26 protein-coding genes and 1 other RNA gene are annotated in these 25,567 nt (G+C 59.6%); 15 read left to right on the forward strand and 12 right to left on the reverse strand.

What is annotated here, in order from left to right; all coding sequences use genetic code 11:
* Positions 1–29: 29 nt before the first annotated feature.
* Positions 30–1,421, reverse strand: coding sequence for an MFS transporter (locus tag ACSQ8V_RS02040; RefSeq protein ID WP_436204750.1), 1,392 nt, complete (start codon positions 1,419–1,421; stop codon positions 30–32).
* A gap of 369 nt (positions 1,422–1,790) precedes the next feature.
* Here ACSQ8V_RS02040 and ACSQ8V_RS02045 point away from each other — a divergent pair, with 369 nt between their 5' ends.
* The 6 genes from ACSQ8V_RS02045 (at position 1,791) to ACSQ8V_RS02070 (ending at position 7,575) form a co-directional block, all read left to right on the forward strand.
* Complete coding sequence (locus tag ACSQ8V_RS02045) at positions 1,791–2,759, forward strand: LysR family transcriptional regulator (RefSeq protein ID WP_436204751.1); 969 nt, start codon at positions 1,791–1,793, stop codon at positions 2,757–2,759.
* 109 nt (positions 2,760–2,868) lie between these two features.
* Positions 2,869–4,191: a Glu/Leu/Phe/Val family dehydrogenase gene (locus ACSQ8V_RS02050; RefSeq protein ID WP_213765822.1), complete on the forward strand. Its 1,323-nt coding sequence runs from the start codon at positions 2,869–2,871 to the stop codon at positions 4,189–4,191.
* Between the two features lie 281 nt (positions 4,192–4,472).
* On the forward strand, positions 4,473–5,366 hold the full coding sequence (locus ACSQ8V_RS02055) for a glutamate/aspartate ABC transporter substrate-binding protein (protein WP_213765823.1): 894 nt from the start codon (positions 4,473–4,475) through the stop codon (positions 5,364–5,366).
* Positions 5,367–5,435: 69 nt separating this feature from the next.
* Positions 5,436–6,176, forward strand: a complete 741-nt coding sequence (locus ACSQ8V_RS02060) for an amino acid ABC transporter permease (protein ID WP_213765824.1) — start codon at positions 5,436–5,438, stop codon at positions 6,174–6,176.
* Positions 6,176–6,853, forward strand: coding sequence for a glutamate/aspartate ABC transporter permease GltK (gene gltK / locus ACSQ8V_RS02065; RefSeq protein ID WP_213765825.1), 678 nt, complete (start codon positions 6,176–6,178; stop codon positions 6,851–6,853). Before ACSQ8V_RS02060 ends, gltK begins: the two co-directional genes overlap by 1 nt.
* Entirely contained in the window at positions 6,850–7,575 is a 726-nt protein-coding gene (locus ACSQ8V_RS02070; RefSeq protein WP_213765826.1) for an amino acid ABC transporter ATP-binding protein, read from the forward strand. Before gltK ends, ACSQ8V_RS02070 begins: the two co-directional genes overlap by 4 nt.
* A 228-nt stretch (positions 7,576–7,803) precedes the next feature.
* On the opposite strand, the gene ACSQ8V_RS02075 is transcribed toward ACSQ8V_RS02070, so the two are convergent.
* A complete protein-coding gene (locus tag ACSQ8V_RS02075; protein WP_047895661.1) occupies positions 7,804–8,157 on the reverse strand; it encodes a YegP family protein in 354 nt (117 codons plus the stop codon).
* Positions 8,158–8,239: 82 nt separating this feature from the next.
* Positions 8,240–9,142, reverse strand: a complete 903-nt coding sequence (locus ACSQ8V_RS02080; RefSeq protein ID WP_436204752.1) for a class II glutamine amidotransferase — start codon at positions 9,140–9,142, stop codon at positions 8,240–8,242.
* Positions 9,143–9,545: 403 nt separating this feature from the next.
* Here ACSQ8V_RS02080 and pyrC point away from each other — a divergent pair, with 403 nt between their 5' ends.
* From pyrC to rnpB, 3 genes are all read left to right on the forward strand, one after another.
* Positions 9,546–10,637 carry a dihydroorotase gene (gene pyrC / locus ACSQ8V_RS02085; RefSeq protein ID WP_436204753.1) on the forward strand — a complete coding sequence of 364 codons (1,092 nt, stop codon included), beginning with the start codon at positions 9,546–9,548 and terminating at the stop codon, positions 10,635–10,637.
* 64 nt (positions 10,638–10,701) lie between these two features.
* Complete coding sequence (locus ACSQ8V_RS02090) at positions 10,702–11,580, forward strand: DUF3025 domain-containing protein (protein WP_436204754.1); 879 nt, start codon at positions 10,702–10,704, stop codon at positions 11,578–11,580.
* Between the two features lie 56 nt (positions 11,581–11,636).
* Positions 11,637–12,054: RNase P RNA component class A (rnpB, locus tag ACSQ8V_RS02095), an RNA gene on the forward strand.
* A 71-nt stretch (positions 12,055–12,125) separates the two neighbouring features.
* On the opposite strand, the gene ACSQ8V_RS02100 is transcribed toward rnpB, so the two are convergent.
* Positions 12,126–12,548: an OsmC family protein gene (locus ACSQ8V_RS02100; RefSeq protein ID WP_436180726.1), complete on the reverse strand. Its 423-nt coding sequence runs from the start codon at positions 12,546–12,548 to the stop codon at positions 12,126–12,128.
* Positions 12,549–13,208: 660 nt separating this feature from the next.
* On the opposite strand from ACSQ8V_RS02100, the gene rplM reads away from it, so the two are divergent.
* The 3 genes from rplM (at position 13,209) to erpA (ending at position 14,648) form a co-directional block, all read left to right on the forward strand.
* Positions 13,209–13,637 carry a 50S ribosomal protein L13 gene (rplM, locus tag ACSQ8V_RS02105; RefSeq protein ID WP_031357525.1) on the forward strand — a complete coding sequence of 143 codons (429 nt, stop codon included), beginning with the start codon at positions 13,209–13,211 and terminating at the stop codon, positions 13,635–13,637.
* An 11-nt stretch (positions 13,638–13,648) separates the two neighbouring features.
* Positions 13,649–14,041, forward strand: coding sequence for a 30S ribosomal protein S9 (rpsI, locus tag ACSQ8V_RS02110; RefSeq protein ID WP_213765831.1), 393 nt, complete (start codon positions 13,649–13,651; stop codon positions 14,039–14,041).
* 241 nt (positions 14,042–14,282) lie between these two features.
* Entirely contained in the window at positions 14,283–14,648 is a 366-nt protein-coding gene (erpA, locus tag ACSQ8V_RS02115) for an iron-sulfur cluster insertion protein ErpA (RefSeq protein WP_031357523.1), read from the forward strand.
* Positions 14,649–14,876: 228 nt separating this feature from the next.
* Here the strand turns inward: erpA and ACSQ8V_RS02120 are convergent, their stop codons facing one another.
* A complete protein-coding gene (locus ACSQ8V_RS02120; RefSeq protein ID WP_213765906.1) occupies positions 14,877–16,010 on the reverse strand; it encodes an anhydro-N-acetylmuramic acid kinase in 1,134 nt (377 codons plus the stop codon).
* Positions 16,011–16,414: 404 nt separating this feature from the next.
* Between ACSQ8V_RS02120 and tyrS the strand changes: the two genes are divergently transcribed.
* The 3 genes from tyrS (at position 16,415) to ACSQ8V_RS02135 (ending at position 18,868) form a co-directional block, all read left to right on the forward strand.
* Positions 16,415–17,677 (forward strand): tyrosine--tRNA ligase, encoded by a 1,263-nt coding sequence (gene tyrS, locus ACSQ8V_RS02125; RefSeq protein ID WP_436204755.1) that lies wholly within the window; start codon positions 16,415–16,417, stop codon positions 17,675–17,677.
* A gap of 4 nt (positions 17,678–17,681) precedes the next feature.
* On the forward strand, positions 17,682–18,140 hold the full coding sequence (dtd, locus tag ACSQ8V_RS02130; RefSeq protein WP_436204756.1) for a D-aminoacyl-tRNA deacylase: 459 nt from the start codon (positions 17,682–17,684) through the stop codon (positions 18,138–18,140).
* Positions 18,141–18,205: 65 nt separating this feature from the next.
* Complete coding sequence (locus ACSQ8V_RS02135; protein ID WP_436204757.1) at positions 18,206–18,868, forward strand: histidine phosphatase family protein; 663 nt, start codon at positions 18,206–18,208, stop codon at positions 18,866–18,868.
* On the opposite strand, the gene ACSQ8V_RS02140 is transcribed toward ACSQ8V_RS02135, so the two are convergent.
* From ACSQ8V_RS02140 to dusB, 7 genes are all read right to left on the reverse strand, one after another.
* Positions 18,865–19,800 (reverse strand): oxygenase MpaB family protein, encoded by a 936-nt coding sequence (locus ACSQ8V_RS02140; RefSeq protein WP_436204758.1) that lies wholly within the window; start codon positions 19,798–19,800, stop codon positions 18,865–18,867. The genes ACSQ8V_RS02135 and ACSQ8V_RS02140 overlap by 4 nt on opposite strands.
* 48 nt (positions 19,801–19,848) lie before the next feature.
* Positions 19,849–20,913, reverse strand: a complete 1,065-nt coding sequence (gene ruvB, locus ACSQ8V_RS02145) for a Holliday junction branch migration DNA helicase RuvB (protein ID WP_089158818.1) — start codon at positions 20,911–20,913, stop codon at positions 19,849–19,851.
* An 88-nt stretch (positions 20,914–21,001) separates the two neighbouring features.
* On the reverse strand, positions 21,002–21,583 hold the full coding sequence (ruvA, locus tag ACSQ8V_RS02150) for a Holliday junction branch migration protein RuvA (protein WP_436204759.1): 582 nt from the start codon (positions 21,581–21,583) through the stop codon (positions 21,002–21,004).
* A 21-nt stretch (positions 21,584–21,604) separates the two neighbouring features.
* Positions 21,605–22,147: a crossover junction endodeoxyribonuclease RuvC gene (gene ruvC, locus ACSQ8V_RS02155; RefSeq protein WP_031357515.1), complete on the reverse strand. Its 543-nt coding sequence runs from the start codon at positions 22,145–22,147 to the stop codon at positions 21,605–21,607.
* 117 nt (positions 22,148–22,264) lie between these two features.
* Positions 22,265–23,830, reverse strand: coding sequence for a bifunctional phosphoribosylaminoimidazolecarboxamide formyltransferase/IMP cyclohydrolase (purH, locus tag ACSQ8V_RS02160; RefSeq protein WP_436204760.1), 1,566 nt, complete (start codon positions 23,828–23,830; stop codon positions 22,265–22,267).
* A gap of 106 nt (positions 23,831–23,936) precedes the next feature.
* Positions 23,937–24,170, reverse strand: coding sequence for a Fis family transcriptional regulator (locus ACSQ8V_RS02165; RefSeq protein ID WP_031357513.1), 234 nt, complete (start codon positions 24,168–24,170; stop codon positions 23,937–23,939).
* Positions 24,167–25,279: a tRNA dihydrouridine synthase DusB gene (dusB, locus tag ACSQ8V_RS02170; protein ID WP_213765838.1), complete on the reverse strand. Its 1,113-nt coding sequence runs from the start codon at positions 25,277–25,279 to the stop codon at positions 24,167–24,169. The genes ACSQ8V_RS02165 and dusB overlap by 4 nt, the downstream gene beginning before the upstream one ends.
* Between the last annotated feature and the right edge of the window lie 288 nt (positions 25,280–25,567).

Here is a 25,567-nt window from a genome sequence, read left to right on the forward strand (position 1 = left end):
CGGGCATCGACGCTTTAAGCCGCGCGACCTTATTCCGTGGCGTGAACCATCGCCGTTGCGCCGCCATGCCCGGCCGCTACCACTCCCGGCGCGGCCCAACGCAGCCACTGCGTGCGCAACGCGAGCAGGAACCCAAACGCAAAGACCGCCAACACGCCGAACGTCGCAAAACCCATCTGATAACTTCCGGTACTTTCCTTAGCCATCCCCATGATTACCGGCAGATAAAACCCGCCGATCCCACCCGCCGCGCCGACAATCCCCGACAACAGCCCAGTCTTGCCTTTCCACCGCTGCGGCACGAGCTGGAACGTCGACCCATTGCCCAGTCCGAAGCACAGATAAAGACAAACCAGCAACGCGATACCACCCGCCACCGGCGGCATCCACACCGCGAACGCAAAGTCGGCGATAGCAATCACCGCCAGCAGCACGAGCAACGCGCGCACGCCGGTCACGCGATCGGCGAGATAACCGCCGAGGGGCCGCACGATCGCGCCGAGGAACGCGAGCATCGCCATGAATAGACCGGCTTCGATCTTCGGCATCTGATAGAGATTCGTCAGCAGTAACGTCACATACGACGACATCCCGACAAACCCGCCGAACGTAATGCTATAGATCAGCATGACGACCCAGGTATCGCGTTCACCAAGCACCGCGCGGTAATGTTTCGGCAGCACGGCGATTGCGAGCAGCGCGCCGAGCACGGGCAACAGCAAGACACCTGTACGCCCGCCGCCGAACACGCCGCCGTGCACCGCGAGCACCATCACGATCAACCCGACAAGCGTGATCGCGAAACTCGCCATTGCGCGCGATGTGCTGCCGCTCTTCTGACCACCATCCGATGCCCACACGAACAGCGCACTCGCCGTGATCGCGAGCAAGGGCAATGCAGCGGCGGTGGCGAGTTTCCAGCCGAAGGCATCGGCGAGATGGGGGAACAGGAAACCATCGAGTACCGCGCCGATATTGCCCGCCGCGGCCAGTCCGAGCACAAGACCCTGCACCTTCGGCGGATAGTTGCTGCCGGCCATCGGCAACGCGACGGCGAAGCTCGCGCCGCCCATGCCGAGGAACACACCAAGCACGAGCAGCAGCGAATACGACGGTGTGCCGGACAAAAGCGGCAGCACGATCGTCGGAAGGGATGAAAGCACGACGCCCATCAACGCCACGCGGCGGCCATCGGTGGATTGGTACAAGTTGCCCAGCGTCACGCGCAGGATCGCGGCGGCGAGAACCGGCACCGCGACGAGAAAGCCCTGCTGTGCGGCGGTCATCGTGATGTCCTTGCTGATGAACGGCGCAAGCGGTCCGTACAGCACCCAGACGGTGAAACCAGTATCGAAATACAGGAAGCAGGCAACCAGCGAGCGCCAGTTGCCGCTCTTTAACGAGGTGAGCAGGTTTTTCATCGGATTCTCCGCGTGGATCGGCTCTGGCAATGCATCGATGATGTGTTCTTAAAGGCGCCCGACGCTCGGCCGACCGGGAATCGCAAGTATCATGCCAACGAAATCCATCTTTAAGCGGGTAGCCGCAGACTGAACGTCGGCGTGGCTTTGCAGCGGATGAAGGCCCATAAGCGCTAACGATTAGCCCAACTGGACACGATGCCGCACGCACTGGTATCGCTGCAGCGCAGCACCGCGCGTGTGCGAGTCGCGTGAGAATGGTGCGGGCGCCTCGCGCCGTTCGAAGCGGCCCACACGAAGCAGTCGCGAACGCAACGGTAAAATGCGGGTGCGTTCAGGGAGCATCCCCAATCAGGCCGAAGGAGCCGCATGGAACTGAAATGGCTCGAAGATTTCGTCTCGCTCGCGGAGACGCGCAGTTTCAGCCGCTCGGCTGAACTGAGGCACATTACGCAGCCGGCTTTCTCGCGCCGGATCCAGGCGCTCGAAGCGTGGCTGGGCACGGATCTCATCGACCGCTCGGTCTACCCGACGCGCCTCACGCAAGCCGGTCAGGTTTTCTACGAGCAGGCGCTCGCGATGCTTTCGCAATTCCACGAAGCGCGCACGCTATTGCGCGGGCAAACCGGCGTGCCCAATGCGACCATCGACTTCGCGGTTCCGCACACGCTCTCGCTGACCTATTTCCCGCGCTGGCTACACCATATAGAAGCGCGACTGGGGCGCATCAACACGCGTTTGCGCGCGCTGAACGTGCACGACGCCGTGTTGTCGCTGGTGGAAGGCGGCTGCGATCTGGTGATGGGTTATCACCATCCGAGCCATCCAGTGGCGCTCGATCCGGCCCGCTACGACATGCTCACGCTCGGCACCGAACCCATCAGTCCGTTTTCGTCGGTGAACAAGGGTGGCCGCGCGCGCTACACATTGCCCGCTACCGCCGATGCCCCCGTGCCGTATCTCTCATACACGCCTAACGCTTATCTCGGCCGCATGACGGAGGTGATCATCGCGACTTCGCCGGCGCGTCTTTATCTCGACAAGGTCTACGAAACCGACATGGCTGAAGGTCTCAAGGCGATGGCGCTGGCTGGTCATGGCGTGGCTTTCCTGCCGCACAGCGCAGTGGCCAACGAAGTCGATGAAGGCAGCCTGATCCGGCTCGACCGGGGAACCCGCGGAACACCGGCGGGTCAGTTCACGCTGACGATGGAAATTCGTTTGTATCGAGACAAAATGGCGTCGAAGGGTGACGATCCTCGGCAGGCTTTGATGCGTAATCTTTGGGAAGCAGTGGGCGAAGAGGTATCGAGACCCGCGGAAACCCACGCCACGTAAGCGTCTCAGACGTTATGCAAGATAAACATAACGCAATGATGAAACGGCATTGGATTTCAATATCCGAATTTTCGACAATGAAGCCATTCCACACAACGCTGGAGCTTCGATGTCATCGCCGCAACAAGACCGCACCGCTTCTGCTGTTCCCGCTGTTCAGCACGCCATTCCCTCCTATCTCGATTCCACGCATCTCGGCCCCTGGGGTAACTATCTCCAGCAGGTCGATCGTGTCGCGCCGTATCTCGGCTCGCTGTCGCGCTGGATTGAAACCCTCAAGCGCCCGAAGCGCATCCTGATCGTCGATTGCCCCATCGAACTCGATAACGGCACGGTCACGCACTTCGAAGGCTATCGGGTCCAGCACAACATGTCGCGTGGTCCGGGCAAAGGCGGCGTGCGGTATCACCAGGACGTTACGCTTTCCGAAGTGATGGCGTTGTCGGCGTGGATGTCGGTGAAGAACGCGGCTGTGAACGTGCCGTACGGCGGCGCAAAAGGCGGTATTCGTGTCGATCCGCGCACGTTGTCGCGTGGTGAACTCGAACGCCTGACACGTCGTTATACGAGCGAAATCGGCATCATCATTGGGCCGAATACGGATATCCCTGCGCCGGACGTCAACACGAACGAGCAGATCATGGCCTGGATGATGGACACCTACTCCATGAACCAGGGCCAGACAGCAACCGGCGTGGTGACCGGCAAGCCGATCTCCCTCGGTGGTTCGCTCGGCCGCAAGGAAGCAACTGGCCGCGGCGTGTTCGTCGTGGGCTCGGAAGCGGCGCGCCGGATTGGTTTTGACATTGAAGGCGCGCGCATCGCCGTGCAGGGTTTTGGTAACGTCGGCGGGATCGCTGCACGGCTGTTCCAGGAAGCCGGCGCGAAAGTGGTGGCGGTGCAGGACCACACCGGTTCGCTGTACAAATCGTCGGGTATCAACGCAGCCGCGTTGCTCGAGCACGTGGCCAAGCACGGCGGCGTGGGCGGCTTCGAAGGCGCGGACCCGATCGGCAAAGACGAGTTCTGGACCATTGAAACCGATATCCTGATTCCGGCCGCCCTCGAAGGCCAGATCACGGAAGAAAACGCGCCGAAGATCAGGACGAAGATCGTGGTGGAAGGCGCCAACGGCCCGACCACAACGGCGGCCGACGACATTCTCCACGACAAGGGCATTCTCGTGATTCCCGACGTGGTCGCGAATGCGGGCGGCGTGACCGTGTCGTACTTCGAATGGGTGCAGGACTTCTCAAGCTTCTTCTGGACTGAAGACGAAATCAACCAGCGACTCGAACGTGTGATGCGCGAAGCATTCGCGGCCGTGTGGCAAGTGGCCAGCGAGCATTCGGTATCAGTGCGCACGGCGGCGTTCATTGTCGCGTGTACGCGAATTCTGCAAGCGCGCGAAATGCGCGGCCTGTATCCGTGATTTCAGGCATCAGAAACGTTTGCGCGCGTTTGCCTGCATGAAGCGGCGCTAACGCAAAAAGCATCAAGACGCCCGCCGTCGTCCTTCAGGACGTCGACGGGCGTTTCGCGTAAAAACACAAGAAAATTAGGGCAGAACCAACGGCAATTGAAAGCGCTGAAACCCCCGCTCAGCCTGACAACAGCGGGTGTCTCAAAAATGACAACTGTGGACAACATTCATTCTTTCAAATTTATTACCCTGCTAAAATTGCGCCGTTTTCGCCAAGGAGATCACACATTATGAAGATTAAAAAAGCTGCGCTGCTGCTTGCCGCACTGGGACTTTTCGCATCGGGCGCGCAAGCGCAAAACAACGATACGCTCAAGAAAATCAAGGATTCAGGGAACATCTACCTGGGTTTCCGCGAGTCGTCGATTCCGTTCTCGTACTACGACGACAAGCAACAGGTCATTGGCTATTCGTATGAGTTTGCTTTGAAGGTGGTCGACGCCGTCAAGGAAAAGCTCAACATGCCGAACCTGAAGATTCAACAGAAGTCGGTCACGTCGCAAAACCGCCTGCTGCTCGTGACGGGTAACCAGATCGACCTCGAGTGCGGTTCGACCACGAACAACCTCGAACGTCAGCAACAAGTCGCGTTCTCCAACACCATCTTCGTGATCAGCACGCGCCTGATGACCAAGAAGGATTCGGGGATCAAGGACTTCGACGACCTGAAGGGCAAGACCGTTGTGACGACCGCTGGAACCACGTCCGAGCGCCTGCTTCGCAAGATGAACCAGGAAAAGAGCATGGGCATGAACATCATCAGCGCGAAGGATCACGGCGACTCGTTTTTGACGTTGTCGACGGGACGCGCAGTAGCGTTCATGATGGACGACGCTTTGCTGGCCGGCGAACGTGCGAAGTCGAGCACGCCGCAGGATTTCGTGATTGTCGGTACGCCGCAATCGCGTGAAGCTTATGGCTGCATGCTGCGCAAGAACGATCCAGAGTTCAAGAAGGTAGTCGATGACGCCATCGCCAAGGTCGAAACTTCGGGCGAAGGCGACAAGATCTACAAGAAGTGGTTTGAAAGTCCGATTCCGCCGAAGGGTCTTAACCTGAACTTCCCGGAAAGCGATGACATGAAGGCGCTTTTCAAGAACCCGAACGACAAGGCAATCGATTAATCTCGGTTCTGCTCGATTGATGGAAACGGAAGGAGCGCTGCTTCTTCCGTTTTCTTTTGGAGGGAGTCCATGTCCTACCACTGGAATTGGGGCGTTTTCCTAAGCCCCGTCTCGACCGGCGAGCCGACAACCTATCTCGGCTGGCTTATTTCCGGTTTCTGGGTGACCGTTACCGTGTCGCTTGCGTCATGGATCGTGGCGCTCGTGGTCGGCTCGTTGTTCGGCATTCTTCGCACCGTGCCCAACAGGAAGCTGGCTGCCATCGGCACGGTTTATGTCGCCATCTTTCGTAATATCCCGCTGCTCGTTCAGTTCTTCATCTGGTACCTCGTGATACCGGAGTTGCTGCCCGTTTCCATCGGCAACTGGTTCAAGCAGTTGCCCCCGAACGTGCAGTTCTATTCGTCATCCATCATCTGCCTCGGGTTGTTCACCGGAGCACGCGTGTGCGAGCAAGTGCGCTCGGGCATTGCGGCCTTGCCGCGCGGACAGCGCGCCGCCGGTCTCGCCATGGGTTTCACCGAATGGCAGACGTACCGCTATATCCTGATGCCGGTCGCGTACCGCATCATCGTGCCGCCGCTTACGTCGGAATTCTTGAACGTGTTCAAGAACTCGGCGGTGGCGTCGACCATCGGGTTGCTCGAATTGTCGGCGCAGGCGCGACAGCTTGTGGATTACACCGCGCAGTCGTATGAGTCGTTCATCGCCGTGACGCTTGCCTACATGCTGATCAATCTGGTCGTCATGCAACTGATGAAAGTGGTCGAAGCCAGGACTCGGCTGCCCGGCTACATTGGAGGCAAGTGATGCATCATTTCAATTGGAGCAGTGTGCCGAGTTCGCTGCCTACGCTCTGGACCGGCGCCATCATCACCTTCAAGATCACGGTGCTCGCGCTCGTGTTCGGGATTCTCTGGGGCACCGTGCTCGCGCTGTTTCGCCTCTCGGGCATCAAGCCGCTCGAATGGTTCGCGAAGGGGTATGTGACGCTGTTTCGTTCCATCCCGCTCGTGATGGTGCTGCTGTGGTTCTTTTTGATCGTGCCGCAATTCCTGCAGAATGTGCTGGGGTTATCGCCGGAAATCGATATCCGGCTCGCTTCCGCCATGGTCGCGTTCTCGCTGTTTGAGGCCGCGTATTATTCGGAGATTATTCGTGCAGGCATTCAGGCGGTGTCGCGTGGGCAGGTGAACGCGGCGTTCGCGCTCGGCATGACGTACACGCAGTCCATGCGGCTGATCGTGTTGCCGCAGGCGTTTCGCGCGATGGTGCCGCTGCTGCTCACGCAGGCTATCGTGTTGTTCCAGGATACGTCGCTGGTGTATGTGATCAGCCTCGCGGACTTTTTCCGCACGGCCACGAATGTGGGCGATCGCGACGGTACGACTGTCGAAATGGTGCTGTTCGCCGGCGCCTGTTATTTCGTGGTGTGCCTCGCCGCATCCGGTCTCGTCAAAAGTCTTCAGAAAAAGGTCGCTCGATGATCTCACTCAAGAATGTTTCGAAATGGTATGGCCCGTTTCAAGTGCTCACCGATTGCACGACGGAAGTCAAAAAAGGTGAAGTAGTGGTGGTGTGCGGTCCTTCGGGCTCGGGCAAGTCGACGCTGATTAAAACCGTGAACGGACTTGAGCCGTTCCAGAAGGGCGAGATCACGATCAACGGGCAATCGATCGGCGACAAGAAAACCAACCTGTCGAAACTGCGCTCGAAAGTCGGCATGGTGTTTCAGCACTTCGAACTGTTTCCGCATCTGACGATCGTGCAGAACCTGACGCTGGCTCAGATCAAGGTGCTGGGGCGCTCGAAGGACGAAGCGACCGCGAAGGGATTGAAGCTGCTGGAGCGCGTGGGTTTAAGCGCTCACGCCGATAAATTCCCCGGCCAGCTTTCCGGTGGACAGCAACAGCGGGTGGCGATTGCGCGGGCGTTATCGATGGATCCGATCGCCATGCTCTTCGATGAACCCACGTCCGCGCTCGATCCGGAAATGATCAACGAAGTGCTCGACGTGATGGTGGAATTGGCGCAGGAAGGCATGACCATGATGTGCGTGACGCACGAAATGGGCTTTGCGAAGAAGGTCGCGCATCGCGTGATCTTCATGGACAAGGGCTTCATTGTGGAAGACGACAAGAAGGACGCGTTTTTTGAGAACCCGAAGTCGGATCGGGCCAAGGACTTTTTGGCGAAGATTTTGCATTGATGGTTTGATGCGGGCTGGTTTGGCTAACGCCGATCAGCCGGGCGAGTTGGCTCAAAGAGAGCTTGGACTGCCGGGCTAACTTCCCCGTGGTCCGCGGGCAACTGGCCCTCCTGACCCATGCGCGCCAACCGCTCGGCTACGCTGATCCGTCAACGTCAAGCATGCGCCGTAAAAATGGCCTTTCCGGCGTGAGCTGGAAAGGCCATTTTTTGTCTTCGTAGTTCAGCGCTAGTGGCTGGTCGAAGCTGCTTTCGTGTTGTCCTGTGTCACTGCATCGGGCGCATTTTTCTTCAGCGATTCAATCCCGGCATCCCTGGCCGCCGCGCTGCTATAAGCCTCGCTCACGCCAATAACCTCGTGATTGCCGGCTTTGAGATTGAAATAAGGCGCGCCGCTTTTGTCCGTCTTGCGCTCGTAGCGTTCATCGATCAGCGCATTCGCCTTGACCGATGCAATGCCATGTTCCGCCGACGCTCGCGTCACATACGTCTCGCTCTTGAGGATCGGTTCGCCGTTGGCGGCCCGCAGGTTGAAATAGAACTGGCCGTTACGGGCGCGGTCGATGACGAATTTTCCTGACATTGCATAAGCTCCCTGGGTAGTGGAACAAGCATGAGTCCAGGTGATTCTCCGGCCGCGAAGCTGCTCCGCAATTACTCCGCATTTACTCTATACCGAGTTCGGTCTCCACATCCGCGGTCGTTTCGATGGTCTCGGCGCGCAGCACCGATTCAACGCAAACCTTGCACAACGGTTCAAGCGCTTTCTCCGCGACGTCCGCCGGCACGGGGACGTTGACCGTCCTGAGCAATGCGCCGTGCTGGAACAACGCCAGGTCGCCGGGTTTGAAACGCGTCCAGATTTCGTCGTCGGTAAGCGGCGACGTGGCGATCACCGCGACGCGATCTTCCGGCGTGGTGTACTTCGCGAAATCGATCGACATGTCAGCGTCGATCAAATGCGCCGTGGAGAACGGCCAGCTGCGCACGAGGTAATACAGATGCGTGGAGCAATGCGTGAACAACGCCTGGCCGTTCGACATCAGGAAATTGAATACGCCAAATTGCGTGATCTCGCGCGTCAGCTTTTCGAGCGCCGCGAACAGTTCGTCCAGCGGCGGCTGGCAGCCGGGGAATTCGCGTCGCAGACCTTGCAGTAACGCGCAGAACGCCAGCTCGCTGTCGGTGGTGCCGACCGGTTGATATTGTCCGTTCAGACAGGGTTTGAAATCTTTCAGGTCGCCGTTGTGCGCGAAAATCCAGTGCCGTCCCCACAACTCGCGCATGAACGGATGGCAATTCTCAAGCAGGATGTGACCTTGCGTGGCCTTGCGAATATGCGCGATCGTGTTTTTCGACTTGATCGGATAACGCTTCACCATTTCGGCGAGCGGTGAACTGGCCGACGACTGGTGATCGATGAAAAGGCGGCACGCCTTGTCTTCAAAGAACGCAATGCCCCAGCCGTCCGCGTGATGGTCGGTGACGCCGCCACGCGCCGCGAAACCGGTGAACGAGAAAGTCACGTCCGTGGGTTCCGCGCAGTTCATTCCGAGAAGTTGGCACATTGCTGGGGCTGCAGACTGGGTGAATGGAGCTAACCGTTACAATACGGGTAGCCAAAGCATAGCACCGACGAAACCGCCAAAAAATCGCGCCTTTCGACCGCGGGGTGGCATCGTTGTGGAATTTCCACGGTATCGGCCGGCTTGCGGGAGAAAAACTGACCGATTGGGTGGGGCGCTTGCTCTCGGAGCCCCCGCTGGTGGTCTCCGCTGGTAGTCTCATCAAGCACGCGGTGTCGGGGCTTGATTCACCGATCCGGGCCGCCGATATTGATGGCGAAGCTGCGCCGCTTGCAGGTGCTTCGGTCTCGCTTATGTTTTCCGTGCGTGTTTATGCTTTTTGGTTTCGCGGCCGCCACAGTCCCTGCGTTTTCGTCATCCGATTATTTTCATCGTTATCACGCCAATGTCCGCTTCCACGCCTGCCTCTGTCTCGCCCGCTTCGCCCGTTGACTCCGTTGACTCGATTACGCTCGCGCGTCCCGACGACTGGCACTTGCACGTTCGCGACGGCGCCGTGCTCGCCGCCGTCCTGCCGCACACGGCGCGCCAGTTCGGCCGGGCGATCATCATGCCGAACCTGCGTCCGCCCGTGACGACGACCGAATTGGCGGCGGCGTATCGCGAGCGCATCCTGGCCGCGTTGCCCAAGGACGGCCCGGGTGCGCGTTTCGAGCCGCTGATGACGCTTTATCTCACCGACAACACGCCGCCCGACGAAATTCGTCGCGCCCGCGAAAGCGGTTTCGTCCACGGAGTAAAGCTTTATCCGGCAGGAGCGACGACCAATTCGGACGCCGGTGTCACGAGCATCGCAAAGTGCGCGAAGACGCTGGAGGCGATGCAAAAGCACGACCTGCCGCTGCTCGTGCATGGCGAAGTAACCGACCCCGCCATTGATATGTTCGATCGCGAGAAGGTGTTTATCGACCGCGTGATGACGCCGTTGCGCCGCGATTTTCCCGCGCTGAAGGTCGTGTTCGAGCACATCACGACAAAGGACGCCGCTGATTACGTCCGCGATGCCGACGGTCCGACCGGCGCCACGCTGACCGCGCATCACCTGCTGTACAACCGCAATGCGCTGTTTGTCGGCGGAATCCGGCCGCATTACTACTGCTTGCCGGTGCTCAAGCGCGAGACGCATCGCGTGGCGCTGCTCGCGGCGGCTACGTCGGGCAATCCGCGCTTTTTTCTCGGCACGGATAGCGCGCCGCACGCGAAGGGGTTGAAGGAGCACGCTTGCGGCTGCGCGGGGTGTTACACGGCGTTGCACGCGCTGGAGCTCTACACGCAAGCCTTCGATCAGGCCGGCGCGCTCGGTCGCCTCGAAGGTTTCGCGAGTTTCCACGGTGCGGACTTTTACGGTTTGCCGCGCTCGACAGAGAGCGTGACGCTGCGTCGCGAACCCTGGACGCTGCCGGCGGAATTCATGGCGGGTGGGGATGAGATCGTGCCGCTGGGCGGCGGAGAATCGATTGGCTGGCGGATGGAGTGACGGTTGCCGGGGCGCGCTTGGGACAGGTCCGAGCGCAGAACCTCCCGCCTCTTGAGCTACTCGTATGTCAGACCGGGAAAATTCACTGAAGGCTGAAAACGCGGAGACGGCATCGACGCCAACCGATACCCGCGCGGCGCAGCGCTTTATGGATATCGACTGGTCCTGCCCATGGCTCGCGCCACTTGCCGAGCGCGGTGAGCGCTGGCGCCAGGCCGCGCTCGATAGCTACTCAGCCTATCTCTCCACCCTTAACGCCGATGCACACACCGACCCGCGCGTAACCGGACGGGGCAAGCCGCTATCGTTCATCGCACAGGACGAGTTGCCGGCGGGGGCGTCGTATGAAGGGCATATTGCCGAGACGGGCTGCGTGCCCACGCGCTACAACCTTCACGATTTCTTCAACGGCGCGATGTGGTTCCAGTACCCACGCATCAAGGCGGCGCTGAACGCCCGGCAGGCGGCGGAAATCGATGTGCTCGGCATCGGTCCCACACGAGGCGCCGCGCGCGACGCCCTGACGCTCTTTGACGAAAACGCGATCCTTTTTGCCTGCACAGATGCGTCGCTCGCCGCTGCACTTCGAGCCTTCGACTGGCACACGTTGCTCGTCGAACAACGCGCAGCCTGGGGCCTTCGATGCGAGGCGCGCATCTTCGGCCACGCGTTGCTGGAAAAGCTGATTGCCCCGTATAAGGCGTGCACGGGGCACGCCTGGATAGTGGAAGTCGAGCCAGCCTATTTCTCATCCACCAATATCGAGCGCCGCGCGATCCTCGACCGCGCAGTGTCTGAACGGCTAAAGAGCGAAGCCATTTCCAGTCGATATTTCACGCCGCTGCCGGTGCTGGGCGTGCCGGGCTGGTGGCCTGAAAACGAAGTCCCGTCTTTCTACGACGACCCTCAGGTCTTTCGATCCGGCCGCCGGTCGCGGACTTAGCAGCTCCGGAGCTGACAGCGAGGCTGCGGCGCCCCTCATGCTAAAATCATCATCGCAAAGTAGGCTAGGCAGTCGCGGCTGATCCGGTTTCGGCCGGAGAGGGCGAGGAAAGTCCGGACTCCACCAGGCAGGGTGATGGCTAACGGCCATCCGTGGCGACACGCGGAACAGGGCAACAGAAAGCAAACCGCCGATGGCCCCGGGCGCAAGTTCGGGGATCAGGTAAGGGTGAAACGGTGCGGTAAGAGCGCACCGCGGCTGCTGCAAGGCAGACCGGCAAGGTAACCTCCACCCGGAGCAATTCCAAATAGGCAGGCGCGCATCCTCGTGATGCAGGACGGTGCCTCCGTCTCGTCTGCGGGTAGGAAGCTTGAGCGCGCCAGTAATGGCGCGACTAGAGGAATGACTGCTACGCGCGTCACGCTTTCGGGCGTGAGGCGTGCACAGAATCCGGCTTATCGGCCTGCTTTGTGAGATTCAAAAAGAAAGCCGGCGTCAGTGATGACGCCGGCTTTTTTTCTCGTTTCTTCTTCGATGCCAGGAATTCAGCTCGCGACAATATCAAAGGAATGCGTCAATTCGGCCGTCTTGGCCAGCATGATCGACGCCGAGCAGTATTTGTCGTGAGAGAGGGTGATCGCGCGTTCGACTGTCGTGGGATTCAGGTTCTTGCCCGTCACCGTGAAGTGGAAGTGGATCTTCGTGAACACCTTGGGATCTTCGCTTGCGCGCTCGGCCTTGAGCGTCACCGAGCAACCCGCGACTTCCTGACGGCTTTTCTTCAGGATCATCACGACGTCGTACGCAGTGCAGCCACCCGTGCCGAGCAAGACCATTTCCATTGGCCGCGGCGACAGATTGCGGCCGCCGCCTTCCGGTGCGCCGTCCATTGTGACCAGATGGCCGCTGCCCGTTTCCGCGGCAAACGCCATTCCGTCCTGTCCCATCCAGCTAACTTTGCATTCCATGAGAAAACTCCGGTGCCATAAGACACTTGTCTAATCGTGTCGATTGTAGCGTTTTAGCTGATTGTAGGAATCGCGGCAGCGCGGGCGTTTGGGCCAGCCGTGGGGCATTGTTGCATTGCGATACGTACGACAAATCCGCGATTTCCCTACTGGAATCAAGGGATTTCAACTGTAAATTGTGCGTAAGAGGCTTTTTAATTTTAGCTAAGTATTTGATTGTAAATAGTAAAATACTCAACTTTAACCCTCGTCCGTATTTTGCATTATGAAATCGAATCCCATAATGCAAATTTACTTGCTTTGCACAAAAGCGCTTCATATACTTGCTCCTGTCTCCTCCACCTCCTCCTAGGTGGATTCCGCCCGAGCCCAAGGCTCGGGCTTTTTTTCGTCTGCTTTAACGTCAATTACGATCATGGCGGGCCCGTCGCTCGCTCGCAAAACCTCTGCACGATGCGATTCGTTCAGCGCTGAACCGGGGTGAATTCGCTTGGCCGACAGGCAAGTTTTGACTTCACATCAAAATTTCCCTTATAATTCAAAGTTCTCTATCCGCACCATGCCCGCGGACGAGAACCAGGGAGAGCCCGCACGCGCCTCGATGCGCAACTTCTCATACAAGCGGGACAAAGCAGGGCAGATTTATTTTTTGGATCGATCATGAAGACGTTTTCCGCAAAAGCCCATGAGGTGACGCGTGAATGGTACGTGATTGACGCGACGGATAAGGTTCTCGGACGTGTCGCCAGTGAAGTGGCCGCCCGACTTCGCGGCAAGCACAAACCCGAGTTCACCCCGCACGTCGACACTGGCGATTTCATCGTCATCATCAACGCCAGCAAGTTGCGCGTCACGGGCAACAAGGGTACTGACAAGAAGTACTACCGTCACTCGGGCTATCCGGGCGGCATCTACGAAACGACGTTCAACAAGATGCAAGAACGCTTCCCGGGCCGCGCGTTCGAGAAAGCCGTTAAGGGCATGTTGCCGAAAGGTCCGCTCGGCTACGCGATGATCAAGAAGCTCAAGGTCTACGCTGGCGCAACGCATCCGCATACGGCTCAACAGCCTAAAGCGCTCGAGATCTAAAGGGAGCCCATATGATCGGTAATTGGAATTACGGTACGGGTCGCCGCAAGAGCGCCACTGCCCGCGTGTTCATCAAGTCCGGCACGGGTCAGATCATCGTCAATGGCAAGCCCATTGCTGATTATTTCTCGCGCGAAACGTCGCTGATGATCGTGCGCCAGCCGCTCGAACTGACGAGCCACGCCACCACGTTCGACATCAAGGTCAACGTGAACGGCGGCGGCGAAACGGGTCAGGCCGGTGCGGTTCGCCACGGCATCACCCGCGCGCTGATGGACTACGACGCAACGCTGAAGCCCGCGCTGTCACAAGCTGGCTTCGTTACCCGCGATGCTCGTGAAGTTGAACGTAAGAAGGTTGGTTTCCACAAGGCACGTCGCAGGAAACAATTCTCGAAGCGTTAAGCTGTTTGGCGGTTTCGTCGTTGTTACGGCGAAATGGCTCAAAAAGCCGCCTGCGTGTATGCGCCGGCGGCTTTTTTCGTGGCAGATGCTGGCGGATCGCGGCCGTCTTTCGGTGATGTTCCAAGCAGCCACGGCAAATTCGGGATAGTGTGGAGCGATAGCCTATTGATTACATGGGCTTCCAGCACGATATTGAGATCAGCCCTACAATAGGCACTAGAAGCTTTTTTGGAGAGTTCGAATGAACGCTGTCACAGATACCCCCACGACCGAAATGCCGTTGCCGTTCGTTTTCACCGACGCAGCAGCTGACAAGGTCAAGCAACTGATCGACGAAGAAGGCAATCCGGAATTGAAGCTGCGTGTGTTCGTGCAGGGCGGCGGCTGTTCGGGTTTCCAGTACGGCTTCACGTTTGACGAAGCCATCAACGAAGACGACACCGTGATGGATAAAGCAGGCGTCCAGCTTTTGATTGATTCGATGAGCTATCAGTACCTTGTCGGCGCCGAGATCGACTACAAAGACGATCTGAACGGCGCGCAGTTTGTAATCAAGAATCCGAATGCAACCAGCACCTGCGGTTGCGGATCGTCATTCTCGGCGTGATTCTGATTAGTTGATTAGACTACGCGGCATCATGCAAACGTGAAACGGAGCCTTCGGGTTCCGTTTTTGTTTTGCTTCGTGCGTTCGTTCGAACGTATGTTCCGATGAAAAACTGAAGCGATGACATACGGGACCCGGTTTTCGGCGCCATGCCTGACCGAGCCGTCAGTTTCTCTTTTGTGCGGGTAGCCTTTTCACGAAGCATGGGCGGTCAACGGCGGGTTGCCCTCAACGCGGATAAATCGCCCCTAAAACTCGTTCCCCGGCAGCCCCTGTTACCGCCGATACATTGCCCGGCTTACGGGCCACGCAGCGCATCGCGAGCCATGCGAACGCCAATGCTTCCACCTGCTGTGGTGGCACCCCGAGCGCTTCAGTGGTCATCACGGGGACACCCGCCACGCCGCTCTCCCCAAGCGCCTGCTGGATTGCCCGCATCAACACCGGATTACGGGCACCGCCTCCGCACACATAGACCGCACGGCAATCGGAAGCATGCCGCTCGATTTCTCTTGCAACGGTAATGGCTGTCAGCGCGACAAGCGTGGCCTGAACATCTTCGGGCGATATCTTTTCGAAACCGATGAGCTTGGCGTCGAGCCACGCAGGATTGAACAGATCTCGCCCGGTGCTTTTAGGCGGTTGCTGTTCGAAGAACGGTTCGTTGAGTAGCGTGTTCAGCAGCGGGCGATGCACCTGACCTTGTGCCGCGAAATGACCGCCTTCGTCGAAGGGACGTTTCAGATGCCGGTGCGCCCATTCGTCCAGCAGGGCATTCGCCGGTCCGCAATCGAAACCGTGGACGCTGCCGTTGGCCGCGAGAATGGTGATGTTACTGATGCCGCCCAGATTGCAGACCACGCGCGTCTCGTCCTTGCTGCCAAAAATGGTCGCGTGAAATGCCGGGACGAGCGGCGCGCCCTGACCGCCGGCCGCGACGTCGCGGCTACGGAAGTCGGCGACGATATCGATGTTGGTCATTTCTGCGAGCAGTGCGGGATTGTTGATTTGCCGCGTGTAGCCCTTTTCCGGCCTGTGCCGCACCGTCTGCCCGTGTACGCCGATCGCGCGGACTTTCGCGGACGATTGGCCGCTCATGCTCGCCAGTTCGTGACAACACACGGCGTAACGCGTGGCGAGCGCGTTCGCGGCAAGGGCTTCCCGTTCCAGTTCGTTGTCGCCAGGCGCCTGGAGGGCGAAAAGCGCATCGCGCAGGCCTTGCGAGAACCCCACGTGAGCCTCGCCCAGCACAACGGGCGGATTCCCGGCCGTGAACTGGACAGCAATGCCGTCCACGCCATCCATGCTCGTGCCCGACATCAGCCCAAAGTACACGCCGTCCGCCATGTCGCCTGTTTCCATCGCCTCGGTCCGTCGTACCACGTTGCTCTCCTGTTCAATGCCGGCTCACCGATGACCCATTTCGAGCCGTCATCGATGCAATTCTTGCGGCCAAAGCGGCCGCGATGGACCGATTATCCACGCATCGATGCCACTCGTTAAGCCGTTAGCCATTCGGCCATGTTTCGCGCTCCGTATCCGGAGTCTAGGCGCTCGAAACATGGCCGAACGGCCAACGCGGGGCCAACAAGCCGGGAAAACGGGGCGAAGGCAGACGACATCACGTAAAATCCGTTGCCTGAACAAGAGAATGCCGTACGATTTTCCGTGTCCGAATGCGCCTATGGACGAATCCGGAAGCAGCGGCTGTTGCCCGATCGGCGCCTGTTAGCGCCCCGAATAAATCACCCGAAAAAGTTGCAAGCATGACCACTGAACCGAACGACTCTCCGGCACCGGCTTCGGCTGCGAAAACCTTGCCCCTCACCGACGAAGTGCAGGCCGCCCTTGCCATCGCGAAACGGGGCTGTGACGAGCTGCTGATCGAAGCCGAGTTCGCACAGAAGCTCGCTCGAAGCGCTGCGAGCGGCAAGCCGCTGCGCATCAAGCTGGGCCTCGACCCGACCGCGCCTGATATTCATATTGGCCATACGGTCGTCCTGAACAAGATGCGTCAGTTGCAGGATCTCGGCCATACGGTGATCTTCCTGATCGGCGACTTCACTTCGCTGATCGGTGATCCGTCGGGGCGTAACGCCACGCGCCCGCCGTTGACGCGCGAGCAGATCGAAGAAAACGCGAAGACCTATTTCGAGCAGGCCGCGCTCGTGCTCGATCGTGAAAAGACCGAGATGCGTTACAACAGTGAGTGGTCCATGCCGCTCGGCGCCGACGGCATGATCAAGCTCGCGTCGCGCTATACGGTCGCGCGGATTCTTGAGCGCGAGGATTTCACGAAGCGCTACCAGGGTGGCATCCCCATCTCGATTCACGAGTTGCTGTACCCGCTCATGCAGGGTTACGACTCGGTTGCGCTGAACGCCGATCTCGAACTCGGGGGCACGGACCAGAAGTTCAATCTGCTGGTTGGCCGCGAATTGCAAAAGCAATACGGCCAGGAGCAGCAATGCATCTTGACCATGCCGCTGCTGGAAGGGCTGGATGGCGTCGAGAAGATGTCGAAGTCGAAACACAACTACATCGGCATTAGCGAGAAGCCTTCTGACATGTTCGGCAAGCTGATGAGCATCTCTGACACGCTTATGTGGCGCTACTTCGAGTTGCTGTCATTTAGAAGTATCGAAGAGATTGCGCGTTTCAAGAGCGAAGCCGAGGGTGGTCGTAACCCGCGCGATTTCAAGGTGTTGCTGGGACAGGAGATCGTTGCGCGTTTCCATTCGCCGGCTGACGCGGAACGGGCGCTGGAAGACTTCAACCATCGTGCAAAGGGCGGCGTGCCGGACGAGATTCCATCGGTGACGCTGAGCGGCGCACCGCTCGCCATCGGGCAACTGTTGAAGCAAGCGGGGCTGGTGCCTTCGACCAGCGAGGCGCTGCGCAATATCGAGCAGGGTGGCGTGAAGATCGACGGTGCGACAGTGTCGGACAAGGGCTTGAAGATCGAAGCGGGCGAGTTTGTGGTGCAGGTCGGCAAGCGCCGCTTCGCGCGCGTCACGCTGGCAGCGTAAGCGCGTGATCGCACTCATTCAGCGTGTCTTGCGGGCCGACGTGCGTGTGGGCGACCGTGTGACGGGCGCGATCGATGCCGGCTTGCTGGCGCTTGTGTGCGCGGAGCGAGGAGACACCCAGGCCATTGCGGACAAGCTGCTGGCGAAGATGCTGGCGTATCGTGTTTTTAGCGATGCCGCCGGCAAGATGAATCTGCCGGTGCGGGATATAGATGGCGCCGGGCGTGCGGGCGGCGTGCTGCTGGTGTCTCAGTTCACCCTCGCCGCCGATACCTCCAGCGGACTGCGGCCAAGCTTCACACCGGCCGCGCCGCCAGAGGAAGGCCGCAGGCTGTTTGATTACTTCGTTGCGCAGGCGCGCGCCACGCATCCCATTGTTGAGACGGGCGAGTTCGGCGCGGACATGCAGGTGTCGCTGATCAACGACGGGCCGGTCACGTTCTGGCTGCAAGTGCGTTCCTGAGACGTCCTCGAGTTTTGTCACTGCGCCGTTGTTTAGGGCGCATCTTCCGGAATTTCGCGCATCTCATGACCACGCAAGTCCTCTTCATCAGGCACGGCGAAACCGACTGGAATCGCATCAAGCGTATTCAGGGGCACACTGATATTCCGCTGGCGGCGACCGGCGTTGCGCAAGCAGGGCAGCTCGCGCAACGTGTCTTGCAGGAGTCGAAGGCCGGCGCCCGCCTCGACGCGGTGTATTGCAGCGATCTGCTGCGTGCTCAGCAAACCGCCAAACCGTTTGCGGACGCGCTAGGTTTGACGCTGAACCTGAACGAAGGTTTGCGTGAGCGTTTATACGGTGACTTTCAAGGTCACAGCGGTGAAGAGATCCGTGCGAAGTATCCTGCTAAATATGCGGCCTGGCAGAGCCATGATCCAGGTTTCGCGCCGCCAGGCGGGGAATCGCAGCGCCTGTTTTCACGGCGCGTGCTGGGCGCTGTCGAGCCGATCGTGGCCGCGCATCCGGACGGACGTATTGCGGTCGTCGCTCACGGTGGCGTGCTGGACTGCATTTATCGGTTCGTGCGTGGATTGCCGCTCGACGTACCGCGTGACTGGCCGCTGCTGAATTCCAGCGTTAACGTGGTGGACTTCGAGAACGGTCAGGCGAAGGTTGTCTCATGGGGCGACGTCGCGCATCTTTCGTCCCCCGGAAGCGACGACGACCTGAAGGACGTCCCGCGCTAATCAGGCTTCATCGCAGCGCGCCGCCGCGCTCGCTTGGACACGCCGTTATGCAACGCCCAGCGTATCAACGGCGCAATCATCTTGATGCCCGGCCGCGTCCACGCGCGGCGTAGCGGCGCAAATGCGCCGAACCCGAGCATCGATTGCGCCCAGTCAGGCAGCAGGTCCACACCCGCGTTCAGAATCAGCGCGCTGGCAGGTTTCATTGCGACACTGGGCGCTGGCGCGTTCATCAATACCTTCAGCACTTCCCGGGTACGCTCGCTTGCTTCTAGCTGTGGCCGCATTGACGCCAGGTACTTGTCGATCTCCGCACAACTCTTCGGCACATTGGTGGCACCGAGCATCTCCCCTATGGTCGATGTCTCCGCGTAGTAGGAGTCCTGCGCATCGAGGGGAAGCAACGGGTTCACGTATCGCAAATGCGCCTTCATGAAACTTGATACTTCCGCGACGTGAACCCACGTCAGCAACTCAGGATCGCTTGCTCGATACGGCCGGCCGTCGGGAGCCGTGCCTGTCACGGAGAGGTGAATTCGCTTCACACGTTCGATGAGCGCAAGCGCGTCATGCTTATTGCCGTACGTCGTACCCGCGATAAACGTGGCCGTGCGACGCAGGCGTCCGAGAATATCGGCTCGAAAGGTAGAGTGGTCCCAGACGCCCGCGAGCGCCATTGGGTGCAGGGCCTGAAGCAGGAGGGCGCTGACGCCTCCGGTCATCATCGACGTGAAGTCGGCGTGGACTTTCCAGCAAATGGCGTCGGGCCCGAATAGTCCCGGGTCGCCCGGCGGTGACGAATAATCCAGCGTTGGCCCACTGCCGGTAGTCAGGCTCGTAACACCGTTGGCGAGCCTGGAGCGCAGTCGCTTGACCAATTGGCCGGCGAAACCGGATGCCTCGTCAGGACGCGGACTTGCTTGATCGGACATCGGTTCGGCTATCGGCTATCAGTCTGTTGCGGCTAATACTGCTGTTGCTCAGCTGTCGGTGTTGGCGTCCCACACTTCGCGGACCGGGCCGGCGTCGGGGGCGGCGAGGCCAAAGTGGCGATACGTGAGCAACGTGGCAACGCGTCCGCGCGGCGTGCGCTGCAAGTATCCCTGCTGGATCAAATAGGGTTCAAGCACGTCTTCAATGGTGTCGCGTTCTTCGCCAATAGCCGCCGCCAGATTGTCGACGCCGACCGGACCGCCATCGAATTTGTGCAAGATGGCTTCCAGCAGTTTCCGGTCCATCAGGTCGAAGCCGACCGGATCGACGTCGAGCATCTTCAATGCGGCATCGGCGACTTCGGCTGTGATGTTGCCATCCGCTCGCACCTCGGCGTAATCACGTACGCGCCGAAGCAGCCGGTTCGCGATTCGCGGTGTCCCGCGCGCCCGCTTCGCAATTTCCAACGCCCCTTCCGGGACGATATCCGCCTTGAGCAGCGACGCCGAGCGCGTAACGATTCGCGCCAGTTCGCTCGCGGTGTAGAACTCCAGCCGCGACACAATGCCGAAGCGGTCGCGTAACGGATTGGTCAGCATGCCCGCCCGCGTGGTCGCGCCGACCAGCGTGAACGGCTGCAAATCCAGCTTTACGCTACGTGCGGCCGGACCTTCACCGATCATGATGTCGATCTGATAATCCTCAAGGGCCGGATACAAAATTTCTTCGACGACCGGCGACAGCCGATGAATTTCGTCGATAAAAAGCACGTCATTCTTTTCAAGGTTGGTCAGCAGCGCGGCGAGATCGCCGGCGCGCTCCAGTACCGGTCCCGACGTTTGCCGCAGATTCACGCCCATTTCTCGCGCGATGATATGCGCGAGCGTGGTCTTGCCGAGACCCGGCGGCCCGAACAACAGAACGTGGTCAAGCGCCTCGGAGCGCCGCCGCGCGGCCTCGATGAAAATCTGAAGCTGATCCCGGATCTTCTCCTGTCCGACGTATTCCTCGAGATCGCGCGGCCGCAGTGCGCGCTCGAACACTTCCTCGTTCGGCGAGACGGGAGTAGCCGAAATGATGCGTTCGGCGGCGAGTTTGTCGGTTTCTATCATGCGTCGATTGTACCGCGTGGCTCGAACACGAAAAGCTGGCCGATCGGCCGACTGTTGGCCGGATCAGCCGCGTGGGAGACTGGCCTGACTAGCTCTTGGAAAGCGCTTTCAGGGCCAGCTTGATGCCTTCCGAGACGCTCGTGCCAGCCGGAACATTCTTGACCGACATAAGCGCTTCTTTTTCGGAGTAACCCAATGACAGCAATGCATTCAGGATATCGCTCGCGTGGTCGGGACCGCTCACCGTGCCCGCGGCCGTGCCCAGATCCGCGCCAAGCTTGCCCTTCAGTTCAAGCAACAGCCGCTCGGCCGTCTTCTTCCCGATACCGGGCGTGCGTGTCAGGCGCGCGGCGTCCTGCATTGTCACGGCTTGGGCGAGTTCCTGAACGCTCATGCCGGACAGGACCGCCAATGCCATGCGCGCGCCGATCCCGCTGATCTTGAGCAGTTCACGAAAGGTCGTGCGCTCCTGTTGCGTGCCGAAGCCGTACAGCAAATGCGCGTCTTCACGCACGATCAACTGGGTCAGCAACACGACCTTCTCTCCGCTGTTCGGCAGGTTATAGAAGGTGCTCATCGGTACGGCAATTTCGTAACCTACGCCGCCGCAATCAACGAGCAAGTACGGCGGATTTTTTTCCAGCAAAACGCCTGCTATGCGACCAATCATGGTGAGGAACTTGTAGTGGAGTTAGCCGACAAGACGGCCGCGCCGTACGCGCAGGCCCTTTTTAGCCAGCGATGGTGCGATTTCGCCGAGCGCGGTCATCGCGCCGCCAGCGTGCGCGTGGCAGATGGCCATGCCGAGTGCATCCGCGGCGTCGGTGCCGGGGACCCCGGTAAGCGCGAGCAATCGAACCACCATCTGCTGCATTTGTTCTTTCGTGGCGCGGCCATAGCCCACCACGGCCTGCTTCAACTGCAACGCCGTGTATTCGGCGACCGGCACGCCGCTCGCGACCAGGCCACAAATTGCCGCGCCGCGCGCCTGGCCGAGCAGCAGCGTGGATTGCGGATTAACGTTGACGAACACTTTTTCGATCGCGGACTGGTCGGGCGCGTGTTGCCGGACAAGCGTCGAGATACCTTCGAAGATCGTGTGGAGACGCGACGGCAAATCTGCGTCGGCGGTCTTGATGACGCCGCTGGTCACATAGGTCAGCGTTTGACCGGTCTTGTCGATGACGCCGAACCCCGTCACGCGCAGGCCCGGGTCAATACCGAGAATTCTCATGGAGTGCCGTTGGAACGTAGTGCTTGCGATACTAACAGCGCGGCGCAAAAAGTAAAAAGCCCGGTGCGCCTGCCGGCCACCGGACTTTCTAAAGGTGAAGCGTGCTCAGTGACGTGCTTAGTGACGGAAGTGACGCGTTCCGGTCAACACCATTGCAATGTTGTGCTCGTCCGCAGCGGCGATCACTTCGTCATCGCGCATGGAACCGCCCGGCTGAATAACGCAGGTCGCGCCAGCGTTGACCACCACGTCGAGGCCATCGCGGAACGGGAAAAACGCGTCCGACGCCACAGCCGATCCGGCCAGCGACAAGCCCGCGTTCTGCGCCTTGATGCTGGCAATGCGCGCCGAATCCACGCGGCTCATTTGACCCGCGCCCACGCCGATCGTCATGCCGCCGCCGCAGAACACAATGGCATTCGACTTCACGAACTTTGCGACACGCCACGCGAACAGCAGATCGTCCATTTCCTTCGGCGTCGGATGACGCTTCGTGACCACGCGCAATTCGTGCGGCTGGACGTTCTTCGAATCCAGCGATTGGACCAGCAGACCGCCGCCCACGCGCTTCAGGTCGAATGCGTTGTGACCGTCGCCGAGATCGATTTTCAGCAGACGCACGTTCTGCTTCGCCGCGAAAATCTGCTTGGCTGCATCGCTGAACGAAGGCGCCATCAGCACTTCCACGAACTGCTTGGCAACAGCTTGCGCCGCTGCTTCATCCACTTCACGGTTGAACGCGATGATGCCGCCGAACGCGGAGGTGGGATCGGTCTGGAACGCTTTCGAATACGCTTCGTGCGCGTCCGCGCCGATCGCCACGCCGCACGGATTCGCGTGCTTGATGATCACGCAGGCTGGCGCGTCGAAGGTCTTTACGCATTCCCACGCTGCGTCGGAGTCCGCAATGTTGTTGTACGACAGTTCCTTGCCCTGCAATTGCTCGTAGTTGGCGAGCGCGCCGGCCGGCGTTGTGAGGTCGCGATAGAACGCAGCGCTTTGATGCGGGTTCTCGCCGTAACGCAGATCCTGCACCTTGGTGAACGCGAGGTTGAACGTCGACGGATAGGTGTTGCGGCTCTTGTGCTGCAACTCGTCGGTCAGGCTCGTCAGGTAATTCGTGATCGCGCCATCGTATTGAGCGGTGTGCGCAAACACTTTGGTGGCGAGCTTGAAGTTCGTCGCGTAGCTGACGGTGTTCTTGGCCGAACGCATTTCGTCGAGGACGATCGCGTAGTCCGAGGGATCGACGATCACCGTTACGTCACGATGATTCTTCGCCGCCGAACGCAGCATGGTCGGGCCGCCGATATCGATATTTTCGATCGCGTCTTCCAGCGAGCATTCTTCCTTCGATACCGTCTGCACGAACGGATACAGGTTCACCACCAGCAGGTCGATGGTCGGAATGTCGTGTTGTTCGAGCGCGGCCATGTGTTCAGGAGAATCGCGGCGCGCCAGAATGCCGCCGTGAACCTTCGGGTGGAGCGTTTTCACGCGGCCGTCGAGCATCTCCGGAAAACCGGTGTAGTCGGCGACTTCAGTGACAGGCAGGCCTGCATCAGCCAGGAGTTTCGCGGTGCCGCCGGTCGAGAGCAGGCTAACGCCTAGCGCCGACAGCGATTTCGCAAATTCGACGATGCCAGACTTGTCGGAAACGGAAAGGAGCGCTTGCTTGATCATGATGGGAGCGGCGGAAGCCGGTAGGGGAGTCGAGGGGAATCAGGAAATTCGAGTCAACCGCCGTACGCCGCGACGGTCCGGGTGGTACATCAATAAGACAATTGCTTTAAATGAGTCCGTGCTGTTGCAGCTTCTTGCGCAGCGTGTTGCGGTTGATACCGAGAAACTCGGCCGCGAGCGACTGGTTGCCCTCGGCTTGCTTCAGCACGACTTCCAGCATCGGTTTTTCGACGCACGAAATCACCATCTCGTAGACGTCGTGCGGTTTGGAACCGTCCAGGTCCTGGAAATAATTGTCCAGGCTCTGGCGGACGCATTGTTCTATGTGATGTCTACTCATGCGGCTAGTCGGTCTGTGTGGTTCTGCCCGTCGCACGATTCTTCGGCTTCGTCGTTGCCGCCGCGGTCGCCGTCTGCGTCGAGTTCTTCGACATAGACGAGACGGTCGGACAACGCCTTTTGGGCGTCGAAGAATTCGTTCACGGCGAGCAATTGTTCGCGTGTGGAATCCAGCGTGTTCATCCGATGTCTGAACGTGTTGGCGCCGGAAAGGCCGCGAGTGTACCAGCCGATGTGCTTGCGCGCTGTACGAACGCCCGTGAATTCGCCATAGAAATCATAGTGATCTTCGAGATGCTCATTCATCAGTTGCTGGATCTCGTCGATACGCGGCGCCGGCAAATGTTCGCCCGTTGCCAGAAAGTGTTCGATCTCGCGAAAGAGCCACGGGCGCCCCTGCGCGGCACGCCCGATCATGATCGCGTCCGCACCGGTGACGGCCAGCACATGGCGCGCTTTTTCAGGCGTGGCGATGTCGCCGTTGGCCACCACCGGAATGCGCACGGAAGCTTTGACGGCGGCAATGGTCTCGTACTCCGCGTCGCCTTTGTACAGGTCCGCGCGAGTGCGGCCGTGCACGGTCAGCATGGAAATGCCGGCGTCTTGCGCAATGCGCGCAATATTCAGCGCGTTCTTGTTCTCGCGGTTCCAGCCCGTGCGGATCTTCAGCGTAACGGGCACGGCGTCCGGGCCAACGCCGACTGCGTTCACCACGGCTTGCACGATCTGCGCGACCAATGCTTCGTTTTGCAGCAATGCCGATCCAGCCGCCACATTGCAGACTTTCTTGGCTGGGCAGCCCATGTTGATGTCGATGATCTGCGCGCCGTTCGCGACGTTGTGACGCGCGGCTTCGGCGAGCATTTTCGGATCAGCGCCGGCGATTTGCACGGAAATAGGCTCCACTTCGCCGGTGTGATTCGCGCGACGGAGCGTTTTCTCGCTTTTCCACAATTGCGCATTCGACGCAACCATTTCGGACACCGCGTAACCCGCGCCCATGCGTTTGCACAACTGCCGGAACGGGCGGTCCGTCACCCCGGCCATGGGGGCGACAAACAAGTTGTTGCGCAAAATGTGGGGGCCGATGGCCGGGGCGGAAATGGGCATGAAACTCGCGGCGTCCTAAATACAGGGACGCAAAAGCGCTTAAGGAAACGCGTATTTTACCGCGAACGCGCTGGGTCAATTAAGTCCAATCGCCGCGCAAGTTGTTAAATCTTCTATGAATATCGTGGACGTCATAGAGGAAAAGCTCAACTATGGGCCGATGAATGCAGTGCGGCGAACGCATGTTTGACTCAATTGGTGCAGCGGGCCGAATGCGAGGGCGACGCTCGTCGCTCGTCGCGATCGGAACACGTGACCTCACCCAAAGCGCGCAGAAGGCTCACTGCA

Source organism: Caballeronia sp. LjRoot31 (assembly GCF_964253885.1).
Taxonomy (GTDB): domain Bacteria; phylum Pseudomonadota; class Gammaproteobacteria; order Burkholderiales; family Burkholderiaceae; genus Caballeronia.